Source organism: Tritonibacter scottomollicae (assembly GCF_032924845.1).
Lineage (GTDB): Bacteria > Pseudomonadota > Alphaproteobacteria > Rhodobacterales > Rhodobacteraceae > Epibacterium > Epibacterium scottomollicae.
In genome coordinates, this window is record NZ_CP136704.1 from 2,338,591 (window position 1) to 2,361,094 (window position 22,504).

18 protein-coding genes are annotated in these 22,504 nt (G+C 60.7%); 10 read left to right on the forward strand and 8 right to left on the reverse strand.

What is annotated here, in order from left to right; translation table 11 throughout:
- Nucleotides 1-11: 11 nt before the first annotated feature.
- Both R1T40_RS11750 and R1T40_RS11755 read right to left on the reverse strand, forming a co-directional pair.
- A complete protein-coding gene (locus R1T40_RS11750; protein WP_317384236.1) occupies nt 12-2,147 on the reverse strand; it encodes a TonB-dependent siderophore receptor in 2,136 nt (711 codons plus the stop codon).
- 203 nt (nt 2,148-2,350) lie between these two features.
- Nucleotides 2,351-3,307, reverse strand: a complete 957-nt coding sequence (locus R1T40_RS11755) for an ABC transporter substrate-binding protein (protein ID WP_317384237.1) — start codon at nt 3,305-3,307, stop codon at nt 2,351-2,353.
- A 296-nt stretch (nt 3,308-3,603) separates the two neighbouring features.
- Here R1T40_RS11755 and R1T40_RS11760 point away from each other — a divergent pair, with 296 nt between their 5' ends.
- The 8 genes from R1T40_RS11760 (at nt 3,604) to R1T40_RS11795 (ending at nt 11,232) form a co-directional block, all read left to right on the forward strand.
- The gene (locus R1T40_RS11760; RefSeq protein WP_317384238.1) at nt 3,604-4,554 is read left to right on the forward strand and encodes a FecCD family ABC transporter permease; all 951 of its coding nucleotides are present in this window, start codon (nt 3,604-3,606) and stop codon (nt 4,552-4,554) included.
- Entirely contained in the window at nt 4,551-5,507 is a 957-nt protein-coding gene (locus tag R1T40_RS11765) for a FecCD family ABC transporter permease (protein ID WP_317384239.1), read from the forward strand. The genes R1T40_RS11760 and R1T40_RS11765 overlap by 4 nt, the downstream gene beginning before the upstream one ends.
- Before the next feature lie 125 nt (nt 5,508-5,632).
- Nucleotides 5,633-6,730 carry a LacI family DNA-binding transcriptional regulator gene (locus tag R1T40_RS11770; RefSeq protein WP_317384240.1) on the forward strand — a complete coding sequence of 366 codons (1,098 nt, stop codon included), beginning with the start codon at nt 5,633-5,635 and terminating at the stop codon, nt 6,728-6,730.
- Nucleotides 6,731-6,734: 4 nt separating this feature from the next.
- A complete protein-coding gene (locus tag R1T40_RS11775; protein ID WP_317384241.1) occupies nt 6,735-7,730 on the forward strand; it encodes an ABC transporter substrate-binding protein in 996 nt (331 codons plus the stop codon).
- 62 nt (nt 7,731-7,792) lie between these two features.
- On the forward strand, nt 7,793-8,596 hold the full coding sequence (locus R1T40_RS11780; RefSeq protein ID WP_106161974.1) for an ABC transporter permease: 804 nt from the start codon (nt 7,793-7,795) through the stop codon (nt 8,594-8,596).
- Nucleotide 8,597: 1 nt separating this feature from the next.
- Nucleotides 8,598-9,389, forward strand: a complete 792-nt coding sequence (locus tag R1T40_RS11785; protein ID WP_317384242.1) for an ABC transporter permease — start codon at nt 8,598-8,600, stop codon at nt 9,387-9,389.
- Nucleotides 9,386-10,417, forward strand: a complete 1,032-nt coding sequence (locus R1T40_RS11790; RefSeq protein WP_317384243.1) for an ABC transporter ATP-binding protein — start codon at nt 9,386-9,388, stop codon at nt 10,415-10,417. Before R1T40_RS11785 ends, R1T40_RS11790 begins: the two co-directional genes overlap by 4 nt.
- On the forward strand, nt 10,414-11,232 hold the full coding sequence (locus R1T40_RS11795) for a phosphodiesterase (protein ID WP_317384244.1): 819 nt from the start codon (nt 10,414-10,416) through the stop codon (nt 11,230-11,232). Before R1T40_RS11790 ends, R1T40_RS11795 begins: the two co-directional genes overlap by 4 nt.
- Before the next feature lie 526 nt (nt 11,233-11,758).
- Here R1T40_RS11795 and R1T40_RS11800 read toward each other — a convergent pair.
- The 4 genes from R1T40_RS11800 to R1T40_RS11815 all read right to left on the reverse strand — a co-directional run bounded on the left by R1T40_RS11800 (nt 11,759) and on the right by R1T40_RS11815 (nt 17,265).
- Nucleotides 11,759-12,712, reverse strand: a complete 954-nt coding sequence (locus tag R1T40_RS11800; RefSeq protein WP_317384245.1) for an ABC transporter ATP-binding protein — start codon at nt 12,710-12,712, stop codon at nt 11,759-11,761.
- Nucleotides 12,709-14,592, reverse strand: a complete 1,884-nt coding sequence (locus R1T40_RS11805; protein ID WP_317384246.1) for a dipeptide/oligopeptide/nickel ABC transporter permease/ATP-binding protein — start codon at nt 14,590-14,592, stop codon at nt 12,709-12,711. Before R1T40_RS11805 ends, R1T40_RS11800 begins: the two co-directional genes overlap by 4 nt.
- Nucleotides 14,589-15,536: an ABC transporter permease gene (locus R1T40_RS11810; RefSeq protein WP_009178249.1), complete on the reverse strand. Its 948-nt coding sequence runs from the start codon at nt 15,534-15,536 to the stop codon at nt 14,589-14,591. Before R1T40_RS11810 ends, R1T40_RS11805 begins: the two co-directional genes overlap by 4 nt.
- 142 nt (nt 15,537-15,678) lie before the next feature.
- Nucleotides 15,679-17,265 (reverse strand): ABC transporter substrate-binding protein, encoded by a 1,587-nt coding sequence (locus tag R1T40_RS11815; RefSeq protein ID WP_317384247.1) that lies wholly within the window; start codon nt 17,263-17,265, stop codon nt 15,679-15,681.
- Nucleotides 17,266-17,372: 107 nt separating this feature from the next.
- Between R1T40_RS11815 and R1T40_RS11820 the strand changes: the two genes are divergently transcribed.
- Nucleotides 17,373-18,047: a DUF1028 domain-containing protein gene (locus tag R1T40_RS11820; RefSeq protein WP_317384248.1), complete on the forward strand. Its 675-nt coding sequence runs from the start codon at nt 17,373-17,375 to the stop codon at nt 18,045-18,047.
- On the opposite strand, the gene R1T40_RS11825 is transcribed toward R1T40_RS11820, so the two are convergent.
- Nucleotides 18,044-18,811: a FadR/GntR family transcriptional regulator gene (locus R1T40_RS11825; protein ID WP_317384249.1), complete on the reverse strand. Its 768-nt coding sequence runs from the start codon at nt 18,809-18,811 to the stop codon at nt 18,044-18,046. The two genes, R1T40_RS11820 and R1T40_RS11825, sit on opposite strands and share 4 nt — an antisense overlap.
- Nucleotides 18,812-18,904: 93 nt before the next feature.
- On the opposite strand from R1T40_RS11825, the gene R1T40_RS11830 reads away from it, so the two are divergent.
- Nucleotides 18,905-20,125, forward strand: a complete 1,221-nt coding sequence (locus tag R1T40_RS11830) for a M20 family metallo-hydrolase (RefSeq protein ID WP_317384250.1) — start codon at nt 18,905-18,907, stop codon at nt 20,123-20,125.
- 15 nt (nt 20,126-20,140) lie between these two features.
- Here the strand turns inward: R1T40_RS11830 and R1T40_RS11835 are convergent, their stop codons facing one another.
- Nucleotides 20,141-22,366, reverse strand: a complete 2,226-nt coding sequence (locus tag R1T40_RS11835) for a Hint domain-containing protein (protein WP_317384251.1) — start codon at nt 22,364-22,366, stop codon at nt 20,141-20,143.
- Nucleotides 22,367-22,504 lie beyond the last annotated feature (138 nt).

The following is a 22,504-nucleotide window of genomic DNA, read 5'->3' on the forward strand; positions in this document are numbered from 1 at the left end:
CAGGGCTGGAATTAGAATTTGCGGCTCAGGGCCAGGGTCAGCTCACGCCCTTCGCCACTGATACAACCGTAAGAAACGGTTTCACATGTGGCCGCATAATCCTTGTCAAAGAGATTGGTCACGCCAAGCGACACCCGATAATCATCCCACGCGTAGCTGACAGCGACATCCGCGAGGATGTAGCCATCGACTTTGCGGCTGTTGGCGTTGTCGCCCCAGCTCTCGCCGACATAGCGCACACCACCGCCCAATTTCAGCCCTTCGAGCCCTCCGGCAAAAGCATAGTCCAGCCATAGCGACGCGAGGTGTTCAGGCACTTTGGCAGCAGTGTTGTCCTTGTCGCCGTTGTTGGACTCGGTGATCTTCGCATCAATGTAGGAGTAGCTGAAGATCGCCGCCAGTTGCTCAGTCAACTGACCACGCGCTTCCATTTCCATGCCCCTGTGTCGGACCTCACCAGTCTGCACCTGAAAATTCGAATTGAAAGGGTCAGCGGTCAGAACATTGGTCTTGGTCACGTCAAACACCGCAGCCGACAGCATCAGGTTGCGACCCACCGGATAATAACGCAGGCCAACCTCGAACTGTTCACTCTCGGTTGGTTTGAAGGCAGTCCCGTCAAAGCTGCTGCCGATATTTGTCGTGAACCCTTCGGCATAAGAGGCAAACGGCACATAGCCATTGCCGAGATCCCAAGTTGCCCCAAGTGACATGGTCAGCGCATCATCATCCTGCGTGCTGGTGGTATTGGTGAGGCGGTTTTCGGTCTCGGTTTCGACCCACGATTTGCGCAGACCCGCTGTCAGGGTAACGCCATTCTCAAACCGTGTGTGGTTTTGCACATAGAGGCCAGACTGATCTTCGGTGGTCTTGCGGTCGATGTAGTTTCCCGGATCACTGACACCAAAACCATAGCTCGGGTTGGTCACATCAATCAGGTAGCCAGCGCCGAAACCTTGGGTGCCATCCACAATCTGACGGGTATAGTCGAGCCCCGCGACCAGAGTGTTTTCAGCGGCACCCAAAGTCGCGCGATATTCGATCTGCGTGTCCACTGCAAAGGTCGATGCGTCCTCAAACACAGTGAAATCATAAAACTGCATCTGAGTGGCGCTGGCCATACCGCTATAATAGAGGTGGCGATAAGTTGTATCCTGCTCGCTGTAGCGCAGGTTTTGGCGCAGGGTGAGTTGGCTGTTTACCTCATGGCGCGCCTGATAGCCGATGGACCAGCCTTCGGTATCAAGCTGATTGAAGTCGTGCTGACTGTCGGCAAAGCTCTGCGGCAAAGCACCAAAGCTCGCATCATAGTCTTCGCCTGCGACAGGCAGGAACATATTTGGTGCAAGGTTATCTTCCTGATAGTGACCGAGGAACGTCACTTCGGTGCGATCGGTCGGCGCCCACGTCACACCAAAGGCACCAAGCAAACGGTCATCCTGTGCGTCCTTCGCCTCATTGCCGCCATTGCGCATGAGCCCCGTCAAGCGCCAGGCAAGGGTCCCTGCGGCATTGCTATCGCCCAGATCAATCGCTGCCTGTGCAGTGTCATGAGAGCCATATTGCAAGCGCCCTTCGGCGAATGTTTCAAACCGCGGACGTTTGCTGACGATATTGACCATCCCGCCAGCCTCGCCCGGGCCATACATGACACCGGTCGGACCACGCAGCACATCGATGCGTTCCACCATCCACGGGTCGGTTTTGAAACCAGAAAAGTTGATACTCTTCTGGATCAGCCCGTCGCGGTAGATCCCCTTCGACCCGGTGTCAAAACCACGGATGGTGAATTGATCGTATCGATCATCCACCCCCCAATTGGAGGCACTGACACCCGGCGTATAAGCTAGCGCATCCTCAATCTGCACGGGCGCACGGTCGGCGATTTCCTGTGCGGTGACCACGGAGACCGAACGCGGAACCTCAACGAGTGGCACCCCACCCTTGAAACCTGCGGTGGTTTCTTCCGCTGTATATCCGGTACCACCCGACAGTGGCGACGCCTCATCAGCGCGCGTCACCACGATAGGGTCCAGTACAATTGGCGTGTCCTGCGCAAACGCTGCGCTGCTCAACAAAGTGGTACCCATAAACAGCACCAGTTTGGAAACGCGCGGGCGGGCGCGAGTGATAGAATTATTGGTCATTTCGATCCAGTCTCAATCAAGCCGACTGGGTGTCTCCACGACAAGGTCGCAAGAGTGGGAGAATACCGGGCCAGTGGCAGTTGCATTTCAGGGCACGCATGCCCTCAGGACTGCCTTGGTGGGATATCGTTTCCGCGCCTCGGTTGAGCCGGTGCTATTGCACTATCCCTATGCGGTCAACGCATCTCATGACTTCGACGGGACTATTCTGTCGCTTCAGTGTTTGGACTGCCATCTGTCGCAGCCACCAATGCCGGGACCAGTTGATCCAGCGCCCATTCTATCGACAATGGCGACTGAAAGCTGAGCGCGCCGGTCAGCGTTTCATCTGCCCAAATAGACCGCCCTTCCCGCGTGATCCTTAATGCGTCATAGCCCGGTAGGCTCTCGATCTTTGCACGCGCCGGTTTATCCGTCAGCCAAAGCACAACGTCGAGATCGAAGAGATCGATCCGCTCCGGGCTGACTGTAAAATTGCCCCCCGGCCCGGCCATCTGGTCAAACGTGGCTGGGGTCTCCACTCCCAGACGGTGCAACAAACGATTGCCGCCATCCTCAGATCGATACCCCACGATCTGCCCCCCGGCAAAATGCGCCACCGTGCCGCTCAGCCCTTGCAGATGCGGATGTTGTGCCGCAATTGCCGATATACGTTGATCCAGATCGGCTATGATCTTTTCTGCGGTCGACACTTTCCCCGTCGCCGCCGCAATCAATCGCAGCTCCTCCTCCCAAGGTGCCCCCCACATCGGGAAATTTGCGGGCGGCCCCACCACTGGCGCAATACGCGACAACATCGCGTAGGTGCGCTCATCCAGTGGCGCAAATGTTGCGACAATCAAATCCGGTTGCTGCAACAACACCCACTCAAGGTCGATCTCAAACCCCCTCTGCACCTCCGGCATCGCGACGAGCTCAGACCGGGCAGGCTCTGACCAAGGCCATGTCGCATAAGCGTGCCCGCCAAACCACTCATGCACGCCAACCGGCGCAACCCCCAGTGCATAAAGGAAATCCTGCTCATGATACCCAACGGAAACCACGCGTTGAGGCGCGGCCTGCACAAGAGTCTCGCCATAGGCGTGTTCGATCCGAACCGGAAAATCTGCAGCCTGAGCAGAAGCCGCGAGCGATAAAAATAGGAAGATAAAGATCCGCATAGCCGTTCCCAATGAAGCATCAAGCAGACCTGGCGATGCGCAGTCTTGCGCTGGCTGGGAACGGGTAAGGGCTACGTGGCGACACAGCACGGGTCAAGCCCTGCCCAGCCACACCTGCGCTGCCATCTTGCTTGACCGCACCACACCTTTGGTTCACTCAGGCGCGGCCAGCTTTCGCCAGCTTCCCTCTCAAGAATTGTCAGACAGGTTCTCTGGTATTGCGCGGCTCAGTCTCTCGCTCCAAAATCGCGATCCCTCTTCAAGGCAGTCTTTGCCTGACGGCCCTCGGGCTGGGGATGATCGCATCCCTGAGCTTTGGTGCAAGAGATGTACCAGCCGCCGTGGTCTGGCATGCCCTAATTCACTTCGACGCCTCCGACCCACTGCATGCGTTGGTGCGTGGCCTACGACTACAACGTGCCCTCACCGCTGCGGCCTGTGGTGCTGCCCTCGCCATTGCGGGTGTGCTGATGCAAAGCCTCACGCGCAATCCGCTGGCAGATCCGGGGCTGATGGGGGTCAATGCTGGCGCTGCTCTCTCTGTGGTTTTGTTGACCTGGAGCCTTGGACCGCAGCCCACATCAATCCTGACCCTCACCGCCAGCCTAGGCGCAGGCCTTGCGGCGCTGACAGTATGGCTGCTGGCGGGTGGCACAAAATCGACGGTTGGTCGTGGCCTCTCAATCCGGCTCCCCCTTGCGGGTACTGCAATCAGCAGCCTGTGCTTGTCTCTGGTTGCAGCCATTGTCCTCCTGCAAACCGAAAGTCGCGAACTTTATCGGTTTTGGATGGTGGGAGCGCTCGGGCAAACTGATTTTGAGACCCTAACTTTTGTTTTACCATTCCTTCTGTGTGGCATTGGACTTGCAGCTATCTCCTGCCGAGGTCTGAACGCAATGGCGCTTGGGGGGGATATTGCATCCGGTCTTGGGGTGCATCCCGCATTGGTCGCAACCCTCGCCCTTGTCGCCATTACGCTTCTGTCGGGGGGCGCCGTTGCATTGGCTGGGCCTATCGGCTTTGTCGGCCTCGTAATCCCGCATATCGCGCGCGCAATCTCCGGAGCCAGTCTTGGCACCACCCTCGCGTTTGCCGGTCCGATGGGGGCTATACTTGTGCTGGCGTGTGACACAATTGGCCGCGTCGCTGCGCGCCCCTCGGAAGTTCCGATAGGACTGGTTCTGGCCGTGATCGGCGGCCCCGCATTTATGGTCCTGCTTTCGAAAATTCTGGGGAAACGGATATGAAAACCGCACTTGGCATCGCCGCCCTGTTTGGCCTGTTCATGCTCGCGCTCTCCGCAGGGCGACTTTGGCTTTCGCCCGATCAGCTTCTGGTGAGCCTACGCGCCGGACCTGAGGAAGATGTGTTGCTGTGGCATTTGCGAATGCCGCGCGCCCTCGCGGGGCTTTTTATAGGCGCGGGCCTGGGCTTAGCCGGCGCGGTGTTTCAGTCATTGCTGCGCAATTCGCTTGCTTCGCCCGATATCATCGGGGTTTCTCAGGGTGCGGCGCTGGGTGGGGTGGCAGCCCAACTTGCCGGTGTGGTCACAATGCTGGGTGCGCTGAGCGGAGGTGTGTTGGCCACGGCTTTGATTTTTGTGCTGTCGCTTTCTCGTAGGGCCGGCCTCGATCCACGCCGGTTGATCCTCTACGGGATTGGAGTTGGCATCACCTGCTCCGCCGCTCTCAGCATCCTGTTGATCCGGGCTGGCGACGCGGCAGCAGGACAGGCTATGGCATGGCTCGCAGGGTCCCTTAACGCTATGGGCTGGCAAGAGGTTCAGATTGCCGCTCTCGCACTCGTGGTAGGCGCGCTCGTCTTACTGCCCGCATCCCACTCCCTTGACCGCTTGGAATTCGGTGATGACCCGGCGCGTGGCTGGGGTCTTGCAATCCACCGATTGCGCCCCCTCCTTCTATTGAGCGCGGCTCTTCTCGCTTCGGCTATGGTGGCGTTGGCCGGTACTTTTAGCTTTGTCGCGTTTGTATCAGGCCCACTTGCGCGAAAAATGGGGCGGGGACAGGTCAGCTTGGTCGCGGCAGCAGCTTGCGGTTCTGGATTGGTCACGCTCGCCGATATAGCGACACGCATATTCGCCCCCTCAGCCCTAATGCCCGCTGGCATTTACACCTCTTTGATCGGCGCCCCTTTGCTGGTGCTGATCCTCCACAAAAAAGTTACTCGCGACCAAATCTGATCAGCGCGCAGGTGACGTTTCCGGCGATCTTGGCCACTGGGTGAGGTGGTTCGGTGTCCAAACTTCGCTGTCATACTCTTGTGACGAATGTCCTTTAGCAGACGTGTGGAAACGTTTTCACACGGATGACGCACGTGAGCTCAAGGCAGAAGATCACTATCAAGGACGTCGCGCGGAAGGCCGACTGCGGCATTGCGACGGCGAGCCGGGTGCTGAACCGATCCGGGCCCACCAGCGCCGAGTCACGCCGACGGGTCGAGGAGGCAGCGCGCGAACTGGGATTTTCCTTCAGCGCAATCGGGCGTGCGTTGCAAAGCAGCCGCAGCATGACCATCGGCTGCCTTGTGCCTTCGTTGGCCAACCCGGTCTTTGCCGAAGCCGTCCAAGGCGTGCAGGAGGCTCTTAGCAAGACCGGCTACCAGCTTTTAATCGCAAGCTCGAACTACGACGGTGAGGCAGATTGTGCGGCCATTTCGACCCTTCTGGACAAAGGCGTCGAGGGCCTGGTGCTGACCATGGTCGCGCCGGAGCGCAGCGCAGCGCTCGACCGGGCGCGTGCGCGTGACATCCCGCTGTCGCTGATGTTCCACGATCCGATTGATGGCCTGCCCACCGCACATGTCGACAATTTCGAAGCTGCGCGCGAGGTGGCCCGCCGCTTTGCCGATCTGGGTCACAGGCGCACGGCCTTTCTGGCGTTGAGGTTCTCCAGTTCGGACCGGTCGCGCAACCGCTATACGGGGTTTTGCGACGCTTGCCGGGCATGTGGTCTGCCAGACCCCGCGCTGATCGAGCTGAGCGAGGCAGAGGCCAACACACCCGAACTGCTGGCCACTCTCCTTGGGAAGTTGGACGGGCTGACGGCGATATTTGCCTCCAACGATTTCCTGGCCATCGCCGTGCAGAAGGCTGTGCGCCTGCGAGGCAAGAAGGTGCCGCAGGATTTGTCAGTTGTCGGGTTCGACGGGATCGAGATCGGGCGGCTGCTTGATGTGCCCCTCGCCACGATCGAAACCGCGCCGGACGCAATTGGCCGTCAGGCCGCGCAGACCCTTCTGGACCTGATCCAAGGCAAGGACTGCGCAAAGCAGCCGCCCTTGCCTTTCAATTTCCGTGCGGGCGCTACGCTTGCGCCGCCCCGCCCGGAATTCCGCGACGACGACCAGGGTGCCACCTGGCCGCCGTCAGTTCACTCGCTCGAGACCGATCTCAAACAAGGATGAACCCATGAAACATACTGTATTGACCGCGCTTTTCGCAACCGCCATCGCCGCGCCGGTGCTGGCCGAGGATGCCATCTGCTACAACTGCCCGCCGCAGTGGGCCGACTGGGCTTCGATGCTTGAAGCCATCGACGACAAGCTCGACATCCAGATGCCGCATGACAACAAGAACTCTGGCCAGACCCTGAGCCAGCTTCTGGCTGAACGCGCCGCACCAGTGGCCGACGTGGCCTATTACGGCGTCACCACCGGCATCAAGGCAGCCACCGAAGGGGTCGTTCAGCCCTACAAACCCGAAGGCTTCGACGACATTCCCGAGGGCCTGAAGGACCCAGAGGGCAACTGGTTCGCCATTCACTACGGTACGCTGGGGATGTTCGTGAACGTCGACGCGCTGGCCGGCGCGCCCGTCCCGCAGTGCTGGGCCGAACTGACCAAGCCTGAATATCGTGGCATGGTAGGATACCTTGACCCGTCATCGGCCTTCGTCGGCTATGCCGGTGCAGTGGCGGTGAACCTCGCCAATGGCGGCGATCTTGGCAATTTCGATCCGGCCATCGCGTACTTCAACACCCTGGCCGAAAATGATCCGATCGTGCCCAAGCAGACATCCTATGCACGCGTGGTGTCGGGCGAAATCCCGATCCTGTTCGACTACGATTTCAACGCCTATCGCGGAAAGTATGAAGAGGACGGCAACTTCGAATTCGTGCTTCCCTGCGAAGGCTCGGTCCGCGTGCCCTATGTCATGAGCCTCGTGGCCGACGCGCCCAACCCGGATGCCGGCAAGCGTGTTCTGGATTTCATCCTGTCGGATGAGGGCCAGGCGATCTGGACCAACGCCTATCTGCAGCCTGCTCGCCCGGTCGAGCTGCCCGCAGAAGTGGCCGAGAAGTTCCTGCCGGCCTCCGACTACGAACGCGCCGTCGCGGTGGATTACGCCGAAATGGAGCGCGCACAGGCCGCCTTTGGCGAGCGTTACCTGAACGAAGTCAAGTAACGGCACTCAGCCAGCCGAGCAGGGGCCTTTCCCTGCTCGGCCCTATTCAAATCGGACCATTCATGACACAGCGACACTTCATATCGCTTTGCCTGCTGCCCTTGGCGATCTTTACCCTAGCCTTTCTGGCGATCCCGCTCGGTCGGTTGATCCTAGCGTCAGGCGAAAGCGAGGCAGGCTGGGGGATTTATCTGCAAATCCTGCAAACCCCGCGCTACCTGTCGACGCTGGGCCAGACTGTCGTCGTCTCGCTCGCTGTTACGGTTGCAGCTCTGGCGATTTCGACCACAGCGGGGCTTTACCTAGTGCGCAACCACTTTCCTGGGCGCAACGTGCTGTTGTCGATCCTGACCTTGCCGCTGGCCTTTCCCGGCGTCGTGGTGGGCTTCATGATCATCCTGCTGGGCGGGCGCCAAGGCCTGGTGAACCAACTGTTGCCCGGGTACTGGGTCTTTGCCTATTCGATCATAGGGCTGTTCCTGGGCTATCTGTATTTCTCGATCCCACGGGTGTTGCTGACCGTCATGGCCGCAGCGGAAAAGATCGACCCCGCGCTGGAAGAGGCCGCGCGCACGCTCGGTGCATCGCCCTGGCGGATCGTGACGGATGTGCTGCTGCCCGCGCTCGCGCCTGCGCTGATCGCCGCCGGGGCCATCGCCTTTGCGACCGCCATGGGGGCTTTTGGCACCGCTTTTACGCTGGCCACCGACATCGACGTGCTGCCGATGGTGATCTACACCGAATTCACCCTGTCGGCGAACATCGCCATGGCCTCGGCTCTGTCGGTCGTTCTGGGGCTGGTGACCTGGGCGATGCTATTGATCGCGCGCAGCTTCTCTGGCGGCGCCGTCGCGGCGGGGGGCTGATATGATGAGACCTATAACCCGCCACGTCCCGCTTGCCGTCACGCTTTTGGCCTGCGCCTTCCTTCTGATCCCGATCATCCAGTCGATCCTGGCCGGGCTGACGGTCAATTACTTCCGCGGCCTGTCCTCGGGCCTGACGTTGAAATGGATCGTTCAAGTCTGGGAGCTGTACTCCGACAGCATCTTCCTGTCGATCTGGCTGGCACTGACCTGTCTGGCGGCGACGCTCGTCATCGGGGTGCCTGCGGCCTATGTGCTGGCGCGCAACCCGGGCCGGATCACCCGCGTTCTGGAGGAATTCATCTCACTGCCGCTGGCCATTCCGGGCCTCGCGTTGGCGCTGGCGCTACTGCAGCTGTACGGGACCGTTCAAGGGTTCCGCACCAGCTGGACCTTCATCCTTGTGGGGCATGTCCTCTACACGCTGCCCTTCATGGTCCGTTCTGTCCTGTCGGTTCTGGCCGCCATCGACCTCAGAACGCTTGAGGAAGGGGCAGCCAGCCTTGGCGCAGGCCCGGCACGACGCTTTGTCGACGTCGTGGTGCCCAACGCCATGCCCGGCATCCTTGCCGGTGCGCTGACCGTGGTGACCCTGTCGATCGGCGAGTTCAACCTGACGTGGATGCTGCACACACCCTACCTCAAGACGCTGCCCGTCGGCCTTGCCGACAGCTATGCCTCGATGCGGCTCGAAGTGGCCTCGGCCTACACGCTGGTCTTCTTCGTGATGATCGTCCCGCTTCTGATGGCCATGCAATGGGCCAGCGCCCGCGCACAAAGGATCATGCAATGACTTTGACACTCACCAATATTGCCAAGACCTTCCCCGGCGGCACGAAGGCCTTGCTGCCCACTGATCTGGAAATCGCCAAGGGCGAGATCCTGTCGCTGCTTGGACCGTCCGGTTGCGGCAAATCCACCCTGCTGCGCATCATCGCGGGGTTGGAGATACCGGACCCCGGTGCCTCAATCGTCTTTGACGGCGACGACGTGACACATCAATCCGTCGAAAGCCGCAAGATCGGCATGGTGTTTCAGTCCTATGCGTTGTTTCCGAACATGTCGGTGCGCAGCAATATCGGCTACGGCCTGAAGATGCAGAAGCTTCCGAAGGCGGAAATTGCCGCGCGGGTAGACGAGGTCATTGGCCTGTGTCGGCTGGAGCCCTATGCCGACCGGGCAGTCACCGCGCTCTCGGGTGGTCAGAAGCAGCGCGTCGCGCTGGCGCGCGCGATGGCGCCGCGTCCTCGGGTTCTGCTGCTGGACGAACCGCTGTCGGCGTTGGACGCCGCGCTGCGCAACCACCTGCGCGACGAGTTGGCGCTGCTGTTGCGCCAGTTCGGGATCACCGCGATCTTCGTGACCCACGATCAGGACGAGGCAATGGCCATCGCGGACCGCGTGGCCGTAATGAGCCAGGGCCAGGTTGCACAGATCGGCACGCCCGAGGCGCTTTACCGCAATCCCGCGACCGGCTTTGTGGCCCGCTTCGTCGGCGATGCGATGCCTCTGGAGGGGCGCATAGAGCGCGCTCAAATGCATCTTCCGGGGGGTGTTCTGACGCTGCCTCAGGCGGGCGACGGTCAGCAGGTCCTGGTCCGTGCCGGGGATATCAGCATCGATCCGCAAGGCCCGATCACTGGCCGTGTCGAGACCGTGACCTTTCTCGGCACGCATTACCGCATCGCCTTGTCCGGCGTAATGGCCGGGCCGCTGTTTATGCTGCATGCGGGGCTCAGCGCACCAAAGCCCGGAGACGAGGTGCGCCTGTCTATCCCACCTGAGGCTCTATTGGTTCTGCCGATGGAGATGGCCGCATGATACATGGGTTCATTCAGATTACCGACACTCATATCGTTGCGCCCGGTACCCTGGTCAGCGGGCATTCGGATACGGCACAGGCACTGCGCCGCGCGGTCGAGACGATCAACGCGAAGCTGCCACTGTGGGAGGGGATCGACTGTGCCATCGTCACCGGCGATCTGACCGATCATGGCACGCCCGAGGAATACGCGCATTTCCTGTCGATCATGGACGACCTCGCCCTGCCGTGGATTGCCATTCCCGGCAATCACGATCAGCGCGCACCGATGCGCGCGGCGCTTTCGGATGCGCCCTGGATGCCCAGCACAGGTCCCGTGCATTGGGTGCGGGACTTCGGCGCCTTCTCGGTGATCGGCCTCGATACTCTGTTGGAAGGCGCTCATCATGGGATGCTGTGCGAGGAGGGCATGGATTTTCTCGACACAACGCTGACCGCCATCGGCGATCAACCGGCCATCGTGGCCACGCATCACCCCTTCATGCATGCAGGGCTTCCCGCTATGGATGCGGACAATCTGCGCAACGGTGCTGCGATGATCGCGCGACTTGGGGCGCATCGAGGGCCGGTTCGCATGCTGTCCGGCCACGTCCACCGCGCGGTGACCGGCCAAATCGGTCGCGTAACCTGTCAGATCGCCCCCGCGACCTGCCACGCGGTGCTGACCGATCATCGGACCGGGTCTGCCCCGCAGTTGGTGCTCGAACCGGGCGCCGTGACGGTCCATCGATGGCTCGACCAACCCGGAGCAGGACTGGTTTCAGAGGTCATCCCGACGGGCCTGTTCCCCGGTCCCTGGCCATTCGAGGCCTGACCACGCGCAGAGACGAAACACCGCCCTCAGAGCAGGATCTAAATCAGCAATCGCGACCTTCGATCCAGAAACAGACAAACCGTCGCAATCAGGCGGGGTCCGTCTACATCGACACAAGACATTCGCAACGGGGGGGGGGCATAACCTTGACCGTATCTCAACCGCATGCGCGCCTACAAGATGGCAGAGTTTGCGTGCGTCAGTCGCCAAAGCTAACACCCGGCGAACCTGCGTCAGCCGCGTCTCCACAGGAACTCCCATCTACAACTCGACCAACAGTGAGCTGCACCGCTTGGCGACGCCTGAGTTGCGCACCGGTTCCACATCCATCCAGCCCGGATCATGGAGCCGGGTTAGTGGGCGAGAGGAAGCGATCTCAGCCCGGGAATGCCAGCCCTAATGATCTATCAAGATCCTATGCGAAAATACCTGAGCATTCGCATTCTTCATCCAAACACATAGATTGCGAAGCCTTCGTCGAGTCTGACTGAGCCCCAACATGCGGTTTTCTAACCCATGGCAACGTTCAATAGGGATAGAAACAAGCGCTCGCCACGCGATCATCATGTGTTTCTAGGGGCGGCGGAGCGACGCCGCAAACTTCCGTCGCACGGGGGCATCGCGCACGGAAAGCACAGCCCAGTGGTGGATTGAGCGGATCTGGCAATTCGGTCTCCTTGGCTTCTGGCGCAGCAAGCGGGCGCCCCACGACAGGTGCGCTGTCAGCGAGTAGCTTGGTGTACGGATGGCGCGGGGCGGCAAAGACTTGATCCGCTGGACCGACCTCCACCACAGAGCCAAAGTACAGCACCGCAACCCGATCGCTCACAGCCTCCACCACCGCAAGATCATGGCTGATAAAGATATAGGTCAGGCCAAATTTCTTCTTTAAATCAGCGAGCAGATTGAGCACCTGCGCCTGCACCGAGACATCCAGCGCTGAGACAGGCTCGTCCAGAATCAGGATGCGCGCCTCCGCTGCCAAGGCGCGCGCAATGCCGATCCGCTGCGCCTGTCCGCCGGAGAATTCATGCGGGTAGCGGTCGAGAAACTCCTCGCGCAGGTTCACCGCGGCAAAGATCTCTGCAGTGCGGGCGGTGCGCGCCTTGGCGTCCATGCCGTGTAGATGCCGCAGGGGCGCGTCCATGATCTGGCGGATGGTTTTGCGCGGGTTGAGGCTGCTGATCGGGTCTTGAAAGACATATTGGATCTTCTGCCCAAAGGTGGCCGGGTCCGCGTTATCAAGCGGCGCGCCGTCGATCTCAATCTGGCCGGTGGTGGGCGGCAGCAAACCAACCAGCATCCGCGCCAATGTGGATTTTCCACACCCCAACTCCCCCACGATGCCGAGGGTTTCGCCCTTTTCCACCGTCAGCGAGAGCGGCTGCACCGCCTTGACGCCCGCCTTGGGTGCGCCAAACAGGCGTTTGCCCACCGGGAAGGTCTTGCTGAGGTCGGTGAGTTTCAGTGCCGCGCTCATGCCGTGGCCTCCTGCACTGGGATTTCAGGATCGATGCAGCGGATCTTGCGAGCAGGCCCCAAGGCACCAAGCGCAATATCCCCACTGCGACAGGCACTTGCGGCCTTGGGACAGCGATCAGCAAAGGCACAGCCTGCGGGCAGTTTGTCCACCACCGGCGGCAGACCGGGAATGGCTGCCAATTGGCGCCTGCCTTCGCCCAGTTCCGGCACGCAGGCCATCAGCCGCGCGGTATAGGGATGGGCGGGCGCATTGAGGATGGCATCGGTGGGGCCTTCCTCGACAATGCGGCCCGCATACATCACCGCCACCCGATCACAGAGCTGCGCCACCACGCCAAAATCATGGGTGATGAAGATGATCGCCAAGCCCCGCTCGCGCCGCAAATCATCCAGGAGCGCAAGGATCTGCGCCTGCACCGTCACGTCGAGCGCGGTTGTGGGTTCATCCGCGATGATGACCTCCGGGTCATTGGCCAGCGCCATGGCGATGCCGACCCGCTGACGCATGCCGCCCGACATCTCGTGCGGGTAATTGTCCACGCGCGCCTCGGCATTGGGAATGCGCACGGATTTCAGTAACTCAATAGCGCGGGCGCGGGCATCGGAGGTGCTGGTGCGATGATGGCACTGGATCGCCTCGATGAGCTGCGCACCAACTGTATAAAGGGGGTGCAACGTCGCCAGAGGATCCTGAAAGATATAGGCCACACGATCACCACGCAGACGGCGCAGGGTCGCATAGGGGGCACCGATCAGGTCTTCGCCCTTGTAATGCACGGCACCGCCGGTGATGACACCAGGGGGCGAGGACACCAGCCCCATGATCGACAGCGCCGTCACGGACTTGCCAGAGCCACTTTCACCAATGATACCAAGGCATTCGCCCGGCCTTACCGAGAGGTCCACTCCGCCCACGGCCTTGTAGATGCGATCTTTGACGTGGAACTGGGTTTGCAGGTCACGCAGGCTCAGGATGCCGTCGCCTTCGGGCTGCGGCACGGGGTCTGTGCGGCGCACCATGGTGGTGGGCATCGGGCGGCTAAGCGCGCCGGATTTCAGACGCGGATCAAGGGCGTCGCGCACGCCGTCGCCCAGAAGATTGATCGCCATCACGATCACAAGGATCATCGCACCGGGCACCACTGAGGTATGCGGATTGGTAATCAGCGCCGAGCGCGCCTCCCCCAGCATGGAACCCAGATCCGCCTGCGGCGGCTGTGAGCCAAGGCCGAGGAAGCTGAGACCCGCCGTCTCAAGGATCATCCAGCCGACGGTGGTAGACATGGCGATCACGATCACCGGGATCACATTCGGGACCACCTCGGTGACGATAATGCGGGCATTCGACATACCGCACAGCCGCGCCGCATCAACAAATTCCTTATGTGCAATACCCACGGTGACACCGCGAATGTTGCGCGCAAAGAAGGGGATGTTGACAGCCGCCACCGCGATCAGCGCGTTCATCAGCCCCGGACCAAGCGCGGCGACAATCGCCAGCGCCAGCAGGATATAGGGAAAGCCCATCAACATATCGACGCCGCGCATGATCACATTGTCCACGCGCCCGCCGTAAAACCCAGCGATCACGCCAATGGCAGCCCCGATGGTGGCCGCCGCCACCGCCGCCGCAAAGCCCACCGCCAGCGACAGTCGCGTGCCCCACATCAGGCGGCTCGCGAGATCCCGGCCAAGGTGGTCAGTCCCCAGCAACGCCCCTTCGCTGAAGGGTTTCTTGAACCGCTCTGCCGTGTTGGTCACATCCGGGTCGGGCAGCGGCAAAATGGGTGTCAGCACCGCCAGCAGCACAACCACGGACATCACGATGAGCCCCGCCAGCGCGAGACGGTTGCGAGACAAAAGACGCAGGAAGCTCATGCTTTGATCCTCGGGTCCAGAAGGCTTTGGGCGACATCAACGGCAATGTTGAACAGCACATAGCAGGCAGCCACAAAGACCACGCCGCCCTGCACCAACAGGATGTCGCGTTTGAGGATGGCATCGACCAGCATGCGCCCGACGCCGGGCCATTGAAACACCATCTCGATATAGACCGCACCCGAGAGCACAAACCCGGCCTGAATGCCCAGCACCGGGATGATCGACACCATCGCCGCGCGCAGACCATGGCGCCAGATCACGCTGCGCTCATGCACGCCTTTGGCGCGGGCGGTGCGGATGAAATCCTGTCGCAGGACCTCCAGCATGGCGGAACGCGACAGGCGGGCGATGACGCCGGTGGCCACCACCGCCAGCGCGATGGCTGGAAGGGTCAGATGACTGACAAGGGCCGAGAGATCCCGCGCGCCGTAGATCGGCCACATGCCGGACACCGGGAACCAGCGCAGGTTCACCGCAAATATCAGGATCATCATCATGCCGAGGAAAAACGACGGGATCGAAATGCCCAAAAGCACCGCAAATGTAATCGCCTTATCCGCCAGCCCGTATTGGCGCGCCGCCGAGACGACACCTGCCGCAACGCCAAGGATCGAACAGATCACAAAGGATGTGCCCGCCAGCACCAGTGTTGCATTGAACCGCTCCAGTACCTCATCGAGCACCGCGCGATTGAGCGAGAAGCTGCGGCCAAAATCGCCCTGCAACATATTGCCAAGCCAGATAAAGTACCGCTGCACCAAGGGCTTATCGAGACCGAGATCGCGATTGAGCTTCTCCACATTCTCGGGCGTCGCATAGGAGCCAAGGATCGCCGTAGCCGGGTCGCCCGGGATCATCGCCATGATCAGAAACACGATGACCGAGATCCCCAGAAGGACCGGCACCGCGGAGATGAGCCTTTTTACAATATAGCCAGTCATGGCGTGCCTTCCTGCTCTGCCGATTGGGGGGAGCGTATTTCCGGGGAGGCTTCAGCAGAAACTCCGGGGAAACGGGGGCCGCGCGCGCCCCGCAGGGGCGCGCGCGGGTCGGATCGGGCAAAGCCCGATCCGAAACCTCTCATCAGTTCTTGGTCACATCATCGAGCAGCAGGAAGAACGAGGGCTGCAGGGCAAAATCCCCCACCCGGTCCGAGGTCACCGCGTTCTGCTTCCAGTTGGCGACAAAGACCCACGGTGCATCTTCCTGCACGATGGTCTGCATCTCCTGATAGAGCTTGGCGCGCTCGTCCTGATCGGTCGCAACGCGGGCCGCTTCCAAAAGCTCATCCACCTTCGGGTTGGAATAATAACCGGAGTTGAAGCCGCCCTTGTCAGGCCATGCATCCGTGCGCAGCGCAAGGAAGGGCAATGTGTCCGGGTCATTGGTCATCCAGGCCATCTCGGCCATGTCGGCCTTGCCCTCCAGCCCCGGATTAACCTCGCCCAGGAAGGTGTTCCACTCGTAGGTTTCGATCTTCACATCCAGCCCCACGGCATTGAGATCGGCCTGAATGGCGGTGCCCATGGCGATAGGGTCGAGCATGCCGGAGCCGCCTTCGGTCACATAGAACGTCAGCTCCGCCCCTTCTGCACCCGCCTCGGCCAAGAGTTCACGCGCCTTGTCGGGGTCATAGGGATAGGGTTCAAGCGATTCATTATACGCCCAGGCAAAGGCGGGCGGGGTCGGGCCTGCGGCCACCTCAGCCGTGCCCTCAAGCACATCGTTCACAATCGCGGATTTGTTGATGGCGTAGTTCGCCGCTTGGCGGACGCGCTTGTCGGCAAAGGGGCCTTCCTTGGCGTTCAGGATCAGGAACCAGACGTGCGGGCCGGCCTGTTCATGCACGGTGAAAGCATCGCCCTGAAATTCCGACAGCGCCACCGGCGGAACCTCGACCATCAGGTCAATACCACCGGCCAGCATTTCTGCCGTGCGGGTGTTGGCATCGGTGATCGGGCGGAAGACCACCGCGTCCAGCTCTGCCGCGCCATCCCAGTAATCAGGGTTTTTCTCAACCACCACGGCCTCGTTCGAGCGCCACTCGGCAAATTTGAATGCGCCGGTGCCGGAGGGGTTGCGGCCAAACTCCGCGCTATGGGTCTTGACCGCCTCGGGCGACACGATCAGGCCTGTGGGATAGGCAAGGTTGGACAGGAACGGCGCATAGGGCGCGTTCAGCTTGAATTTCACCGTCAAGTCATCGACCGCTTCGACGCTCTCCACGGCGGAGAAGAAGAAGGCCAGCGGGAACGGGCCGGTGTTGTGAAAGGGGTGGTCTTCATTGAGCATCCGCTCGAAGTTGAACACCACCGCCTCGGCATTGAAGGCGCTGCCATCGTGGAAGGATACGCCCTCGCGCAGCGTAAATGTATATTCGGTGCCATCCTCGGAAATGCTCCAGTCGGTGGCCAGTGCAGGCTCCACCTCCAGCGCGCCGTCCTTGTAGCGCACGAGGCCGTCATAAACGTTCATCAGGATGCGGAAGTCATTCACCGCCGTCACCGCCGCCGGATCAAGCGCCTTGGGCTCTGCGATCTGGCCGACGATCAACACGCCCGGCGGTGTCTGCGCCGCCGCGGGTGCCACCCCCATCGAAACCCCGGCCAGAGCCGTCGTCGCGAACATTGCGGCCATCGCGCCGCGCCGCGTCATCTCAAGAAATTTCATGTCGGATCCTCTCTGCTGAGATTTATTTTTCATGATTAATTGTATCCACGCAAATTTTCATGATAAATACAAGCCTAAACCTGCAAGCCCCCCGTCCGGAGACCACAATGACCTTTTCGATCCTGATGTATGACCGTGAGACAGGCAGTTTTGCAGCGGCGGCGGCAACCGGCAGCCTGTGCGTCGGCGGCTGGGTTTTGCGCGGAGATATCGAATCAGGGCTGGTGGCCTCTCAGGGGACCGCACCCAGTACATTCTGGCGCGATGACGTGCTGCGGCGGATGTATAGCGGAGACCGGGCAGAAGCGGCGGTGGCGCAGGTTACAGATGCAGATCCGGGGCGTGGTCACCGGCAATTGCTGGCACTTGATCGTTGCGGTGACACTGGCGGGTTCACCGGCATGCAGAGCGTAAACTACGCAGGCCATATGACAGATCGCGATCTGGCGATCGCTGGCAATATGCTGGCAGGGCCTCAGGTTTTGATGGCGATGCATGAGGCCGCAGAGGGCGAGTATGCCACGCTATCTGACCGGATGCTGGCGGTTCTGGATGCCGCCGCAACGGTTGGGGGGGATGCGCGCGGGCTGCAATCCGCAGCCCTTTTGGTGCTGTCACCGGAGCGCCCGCCGCTGGACCTGAGAATCGATTATAGCGACGACCCGCTACCCGCCTTGCGTACCCTGTGCCTGCGGGCGCATCGCTCGCCCTATTACGACTGGCTTACAGAGGTTCCGGTCTTGAAGGATCGCTACCGCGCGGTGCTGCCGGACGCCAGCTAACGCTGCTCGCCAATAAAACGCCGCGCCAGTTGCGCTTCTTGCGATTGCATCTGCTCCTCGGCGCCCTGCATATGCGAGGCCATGATCTGCCGCGCAGCCCCCGCATCGCCATCGCGCAGGGCTGTCACCAATTGCATCTGATGCTCGCGCCCGCGCCGCCAGAGTTCCGGGTTCGGTGGCTCGTAGAGTTTGCGATAGATGGTCATATCAGTGAGCACCCGCGCCATGAAGGAAATCACAAATCCCAACAGCGCATTGCCAGAAAACTCCGCCAACCGCGCATGGAATTCGAGTGAGGAGACATGTTGCTCCTTCTCCTCCTCTGCCGACTGCGCCGGTTCCGGATAGCGCGCCGCAAGGACCTCCATCTCGGTCAGCTGTGCATCACTCAGCTGGCCCGCAAGGCTCGCTGCAAGCTCAGGCTCCAGCGCCCGGCGCATCTGGTAGATGTCGGCAATCGACAGATTCTGAAAGTAGAAATAATTCGCCAACAGCGACCGGGCGCGCCTGGCAGAGACTTTGTCGACGAAGCTGCCGCCACCGGGCCCGGTACGGGTGACGATCAGGCCTTGCGCTTCGAGAATGCGCATGGCCTCGCGCACGGTGCCCTTGGAGACGCCGAATTGCGCGATCATCTCGGTTTCGTTGGGCAGCTTGTCGCCCTGCTGGAGATCTCGCTCTACCACCCAGGTCTTGATTTCATCCGCAACGCGCACCGGGCGTGAGCGTTTTGGCTGACCTGAGGATGATGTTTTTATGCTCATAGATTGGCGCTCTTTTATCATGATAAAAATATAGACGGGAAAGCGTTCCGGGGATAGACCTCTAATTAATCACGATAAATTACGAGGTCACAGATGAGCTGGGGACAAGAAGCGCAGCATCGCTTGAGCAAAATCGCACAATGCAGCACGGCAGGCCCCGGTGTGACCCGCCTCCCCTACACCCCTGAGCATGCGCGCGCATTGGAACACATCAGTGACTGGATGCGGCAGGCCGGACTGACACCGCGACTGGACGCTGCGGCAACATTGGTTGGATCCAGCGCGTCTGCTGCCAATGGACCGGCCGTGCTGATCGGATCGCATCAAGACAGCGTGCGTGAGGGCGGTCGCTACGATGGCATCATGGGGGTCTTGATCGGCTGCCTTGCGTTGGAACGTCTGGCCTCTGAGGGGGTTGAACTGCCCTTCCCGGTCGAGGTCCTAGCCTTCGCTGATGAGGAAGGCGTTCGCTTCCCGACTGCTCTCATAGGTCCACGCGCGCTGTCCGGTCGGTTCGACCCGTCCGTTTTGGACATGCAGGATGCAAACAGCGTCAGCTTGCAGTCCGCGTTGTCGGATTTTGGCGGGACCCCGGAAGCAGTCACCACGCAACAGCGCGCGCAAGACGCGGTGCGCGCATATCTCGAGATACATATCGAACAAGGGCCAGTTCTGGAGCAAAGCGACGCCCCCTGCGGTATCGTCACCGGGATCTGCGGCATTGAGCGCAACACCGTGACCTTCAGCGGCGAGACAGGCCACGCAGGCACTGTGCCGATGAATGGCCGACGTGATGCATTGGTGGCGGCGTCAGAGTTCATCACCCGCGTCCATGATGCGGCCCGCCAGATCGACGGGCTTCGCGCCACAGTTGGCACCCTCTCCCTGAAGCCAGACGTCGTGAACGCAATCCCGCGAGAAGCCCAACTCACACTGGAAGTGCGCGCTCTTTCGGATCAGGTTCGCACGGAGTTTGCCGCCTCCGCTCAGGTGCTTGGCACGGAAATCGCCAACGCGCGCGGCGTGTCCTTTGCGATCTCACGCACATACGATCAGGCGGCAGTGCCCTGTAATCCCGACTTGATGGCCTGTCTCGAGGCGGCGGCAACGGACGAGGGCATCAATGCCCCACGCCTGCCTTCGGGGGCGACCCATGATGCCTCGGCGATGGCCGATCTATGCGACATTTCGATGCTTTTTGTACGATGCAAGGATGGCGTGAGCCATTGTCCGGAAGAATATGCGTCCGATGCGGATATGGATGCCGCGATTCGCGTCACCTGCAGCTACTTGCGGCGCCTCGCTGCACAGTAGTGCCGGCACATCGCTTCAAGCCGCCGTGCGACCATGCAGCGCCTTCAAGTCACCACGTCCAAGATCCACCCGAGCGAGTTGGCAGTAGGCCTCGGCCACGTAATGTCGACCGAGCTTTCCGCAGAGGTTATTGGCCAAGAAAAGTTCGGGAAACAGGTCGAACAACTCTCTGCGGCCTTCGGCTGAGATACCACGCAACGCCTCTGGTCCCGGCCAAAACGTCTCGGTCGCAACACCTTCGGCGAAGATGACCTGATGATGCTCTGTCATGAGGTGGATATAGCTGACAGCAGCAGCCCCTTCAGTCACCTCGACAGAGGCCGGGGTCAGGCCTTCCAGCAATCGGGCCCGCACGAAGGCCTCATGCATGGAGCCTAGATCGCCAAGCCGTCGACGGTTCAGCATAAACCGATGCTGTGGAGACACCAGAAGCGGGCGTTCGTTTGCGAGGAGACCACCGGGGCGGATCAGAAGGGGGCGGAGATGTGGCTTTTCAGCCAATTCCAGCGCGTTCAAGTCCCGTCGCCCGATCCAGATCACCGGCTGAAACCCATTGTCTGCCGTCTGCAACAGGTCGCCGACGCGGACCTCCTCGACAGGCACAGCACCGCGTGACGTTGCAACACGAATACCCGGTGTGAAACAGGGGATACCCGCTGCATGGAGCTGAGGTTGTGTATTGATCTGGTTCGGGGCAACCCCAGTGAGAACCAGTTGCTCCCCCCCAGGGAAGGTCAATGTCGCATTGCCAAACCCGTCATCGGTAACCACGACATCGGCCGCGGTGACAAGCCCCCCCAATCCGGAGCCGCCGGTTAGGCCGCTGACATCGATCTGATCGTTGTAGAAGCCATCCGCGTCATCATCCGTTACATCAAAGTCAGATACGGTGTCAGCTCCGCCGGACGTCGTCATCACAAAACGGTCGTCCCCATCGCCTCCCGTGAGCGTATCGTCACCACCGCTACCGGTCAGCGTGTCATCTCCGGCGCCGGCGTCCACATTCACGCCGGACGAGGCTGCGCTGGCGTCGAGGCTGTCATCGTGATCGGTCAGCCGAAGTCGCTCAATCTCCTGAAAATAGGCGGTATCCCCGCCACCTTGAATAATGCCCGCCTCATTGCCGGTATAGCCAACATTGATGCTACTGCTGCGAGCAGACAGGTCGATTGCATCATCATCGGTTCCCGTTTCGCCACCCAGAATGGTGTCGTCACCAGAGTTGTCGAAGATCTGAAAAGTGTCAGCGTCTGCATCCCCCTTCAGTTGATCGTTTCCCGCGCCCCCGACCAGCGTATCAGCGCCAGCACCGCCATATATCGTGTCGTCGCCTTCCTGCCCTGACAGGTAGTCATCGCCCTCTCCGCCGGTCACACTGTCAGCATCGGCGCCGGACCAGATCGTATCGTTCCCATAGTCCCCGTGAATGGTATCGCGCCCCGTTTCACCATAGAGAACATCGTCACCGTACATTCCGAGGACCAGATCATCCCCATCGCCAGCCATCACGGTGTCGCTCAAACCCTCAGCACCAAAATCCACCGTAAGATTGCTGCCACCCTCGATCATTTCGAGATACCAGCCATCCGGATGCCGCAGCTCCCAGTTGTGATCTTCAAAGGTGCTCTGGTTCCACGTATCGCCAGGCTCAATCGTTGCGTAGTATTGCAGCTGACCGCTGGTATCGACCCACCACAGTTCAATCGGGCCATCAGCTGAATTTGTAACCGTCAAAGTTGTCGGGGTCGTCCCCGGACCCGACGCGGCAGATCCCAAGGTTGCCCAGGCATTGTCCCCATAGATCGAGTCATTCCCGCTTCCCGCGACGATACTGTCTCGTCCATCACCTCCTGCAAGGATGTCGTTGCCCGCCCCGCCATGAATTGTGTCATCGCCCTGATCACCCGAAAGGGTATCATCGCCGGAGTTTCCGAACAGGTTATCGTCGTTATCTGACGCCTCGACATAGTCGCCACCGTCGGTTCCGACAATCGTGGTGAAATGTTGAATACTTGTCGGGCTGCCCAGCGTTGCATCAGTACCAGCATTCCCACTTTCGCCGACACGATACCAAGAGGACCCATTCCAGATCGAGATCGTATGGGCCTCAGCATCAATGCTCAGCTCATACCCCGAAGGCAGGGTACTGAAATCCAGCGTGTGACCGCTGCTCGCTTCCACGATTGCAGACCAGAACGCAGGGTCCTGATAGTTGGTGGCTGTTACGACATAAGTTGTCATCTTATTTCCGCACGCCCCCTTTCACACTGCACTGCATGGGCTCACATCCAAATGGGCGGCAGCCCTGACAGGGGACACCAACCCGCCCCGGATCAACCACACTTCGCTGCGGCACCCCGGAGGCAGCGTTACTGCAGA

Coding starts and splice junctions, on each gene's coding strand:
- R1T40_RS11750 (WP_317384236.1), bottom strand. CDS start 2,147: ATGACCAATAATTCTATCACTCGCGCCCGCCCGCGCGTTTCCAAACTG.
- R1T40_RS11755 (WP_317384237.1), bottom strand. CDS start 3,307: ATGCGGATCTTTATCTTCCTATTTTTATCGCTCGCGGCTTCTGCTCAG.
- R1T40_RS11760 (WP_317384238.1), top strand. CDS start 3,604: ATGATCGCATCCCTGAGCTTTGGTGCAAGAGATGTACCAGCCGCCGTG.
- R1T40_RS11765 (WP_317384239.1), top strand. CDS start 4,551: ATGAAAACCGCACTTGGCATCGCCGCCCTGTTTGGCCTGTTCATGCTC.
- R1T40_RS11770 (WP_317384240.1), top strand. CDS start 5,633: ATGACGCACGTGAGCTCAAGGCAGAAGATCACTATCAAGGACGTCGCG.
- R1T40_RS11775 (WP_317384241.1), top strand. CDS start 6,735: ATGAAACATACTGTATTGACCGCGCTTTTCGCAACCGCCATCGCCGCG.
- R1T40_RS11780 (WP_106161974.1), top strand. CDS start 7,793: ATGACACAGCGACACTTCATATCGCTTTGCCTGCTGCCCTTGGCGATC.
- R1T40_RS11785 (WP_317384242.1), top strand. CDS start 8,598: ATGATGAGACCTATAACCCGCCACGTCCCGCTTGCCGTCACGCTTTTG.
- R1T40_RS11790 (WP_317384243.1), top strand. CDS start 9,386: ATGACTTTGACACTCACCAATATTGCCAAGACCTTCCCCGGCGGCACG.
- R1T40_RS11795 (WP_317384244.1), top strand. CDS start 10,414: ATGATACATGGGTTCATTCAGATTACCGACACTCATATCGTTGCGCCC.
- R1T40_RS11800 (WP_317384245.1), bottom strand. CDS start 12,712: ATGAGCGCGGCACTGAAACTCACCGACCTCAGCAAGACCTTCCCGGTG.
- R1T40_RS11805 (WP_317384246.1), bottom strand. CDS start 14,592: ATGAGCTTCCTGCGTCTTTTGTCTCGCAACCGTCTCGCGCTGGCGGGG.
- R1T40_RS11810 (WP_009178249.1), bottom strand. CDS start 15,536: ATGACTGGCTATATTGTAAAAAGGCTCATCTCCGCGGTGCCGGTCCTT.
- R1T40_RS11815 (WP_317384247.1), bottom strand. CDS start 17,265: ATGAAATTTCTTGAGATGACGCGGCGCGGCGCGATGGCCGCAATGTTC.
- R1T40_RS11820 (WP_317384248.1), top strand. CDS start 17,373: ATGACCTTTTCGATCCTGATGTATGACCGTGAGACAGGCAGTTTTGCA.
- R1T40_RS11825 (WP_317384249.1), bottom strand. CDS start 18,811: ATGAGCATAAAAACATCATCCTCAGGTCAGCCAAAACGCTCACGCCCG.
- R1T40_RS11830 (WP_317384250.1), top strand. CDS start 18,905: ATGAGCTGGGGACAAGAAGCGCAGCATCGCTTGAGCAAAATCGCACAA.
- R1T40_RS11835 (WP_317384251.1), bottom strand. CDS start 22,366: ATGACAACTTATGTCGTAACAGCCACCAACTATCAGGACCCTGCGTTC.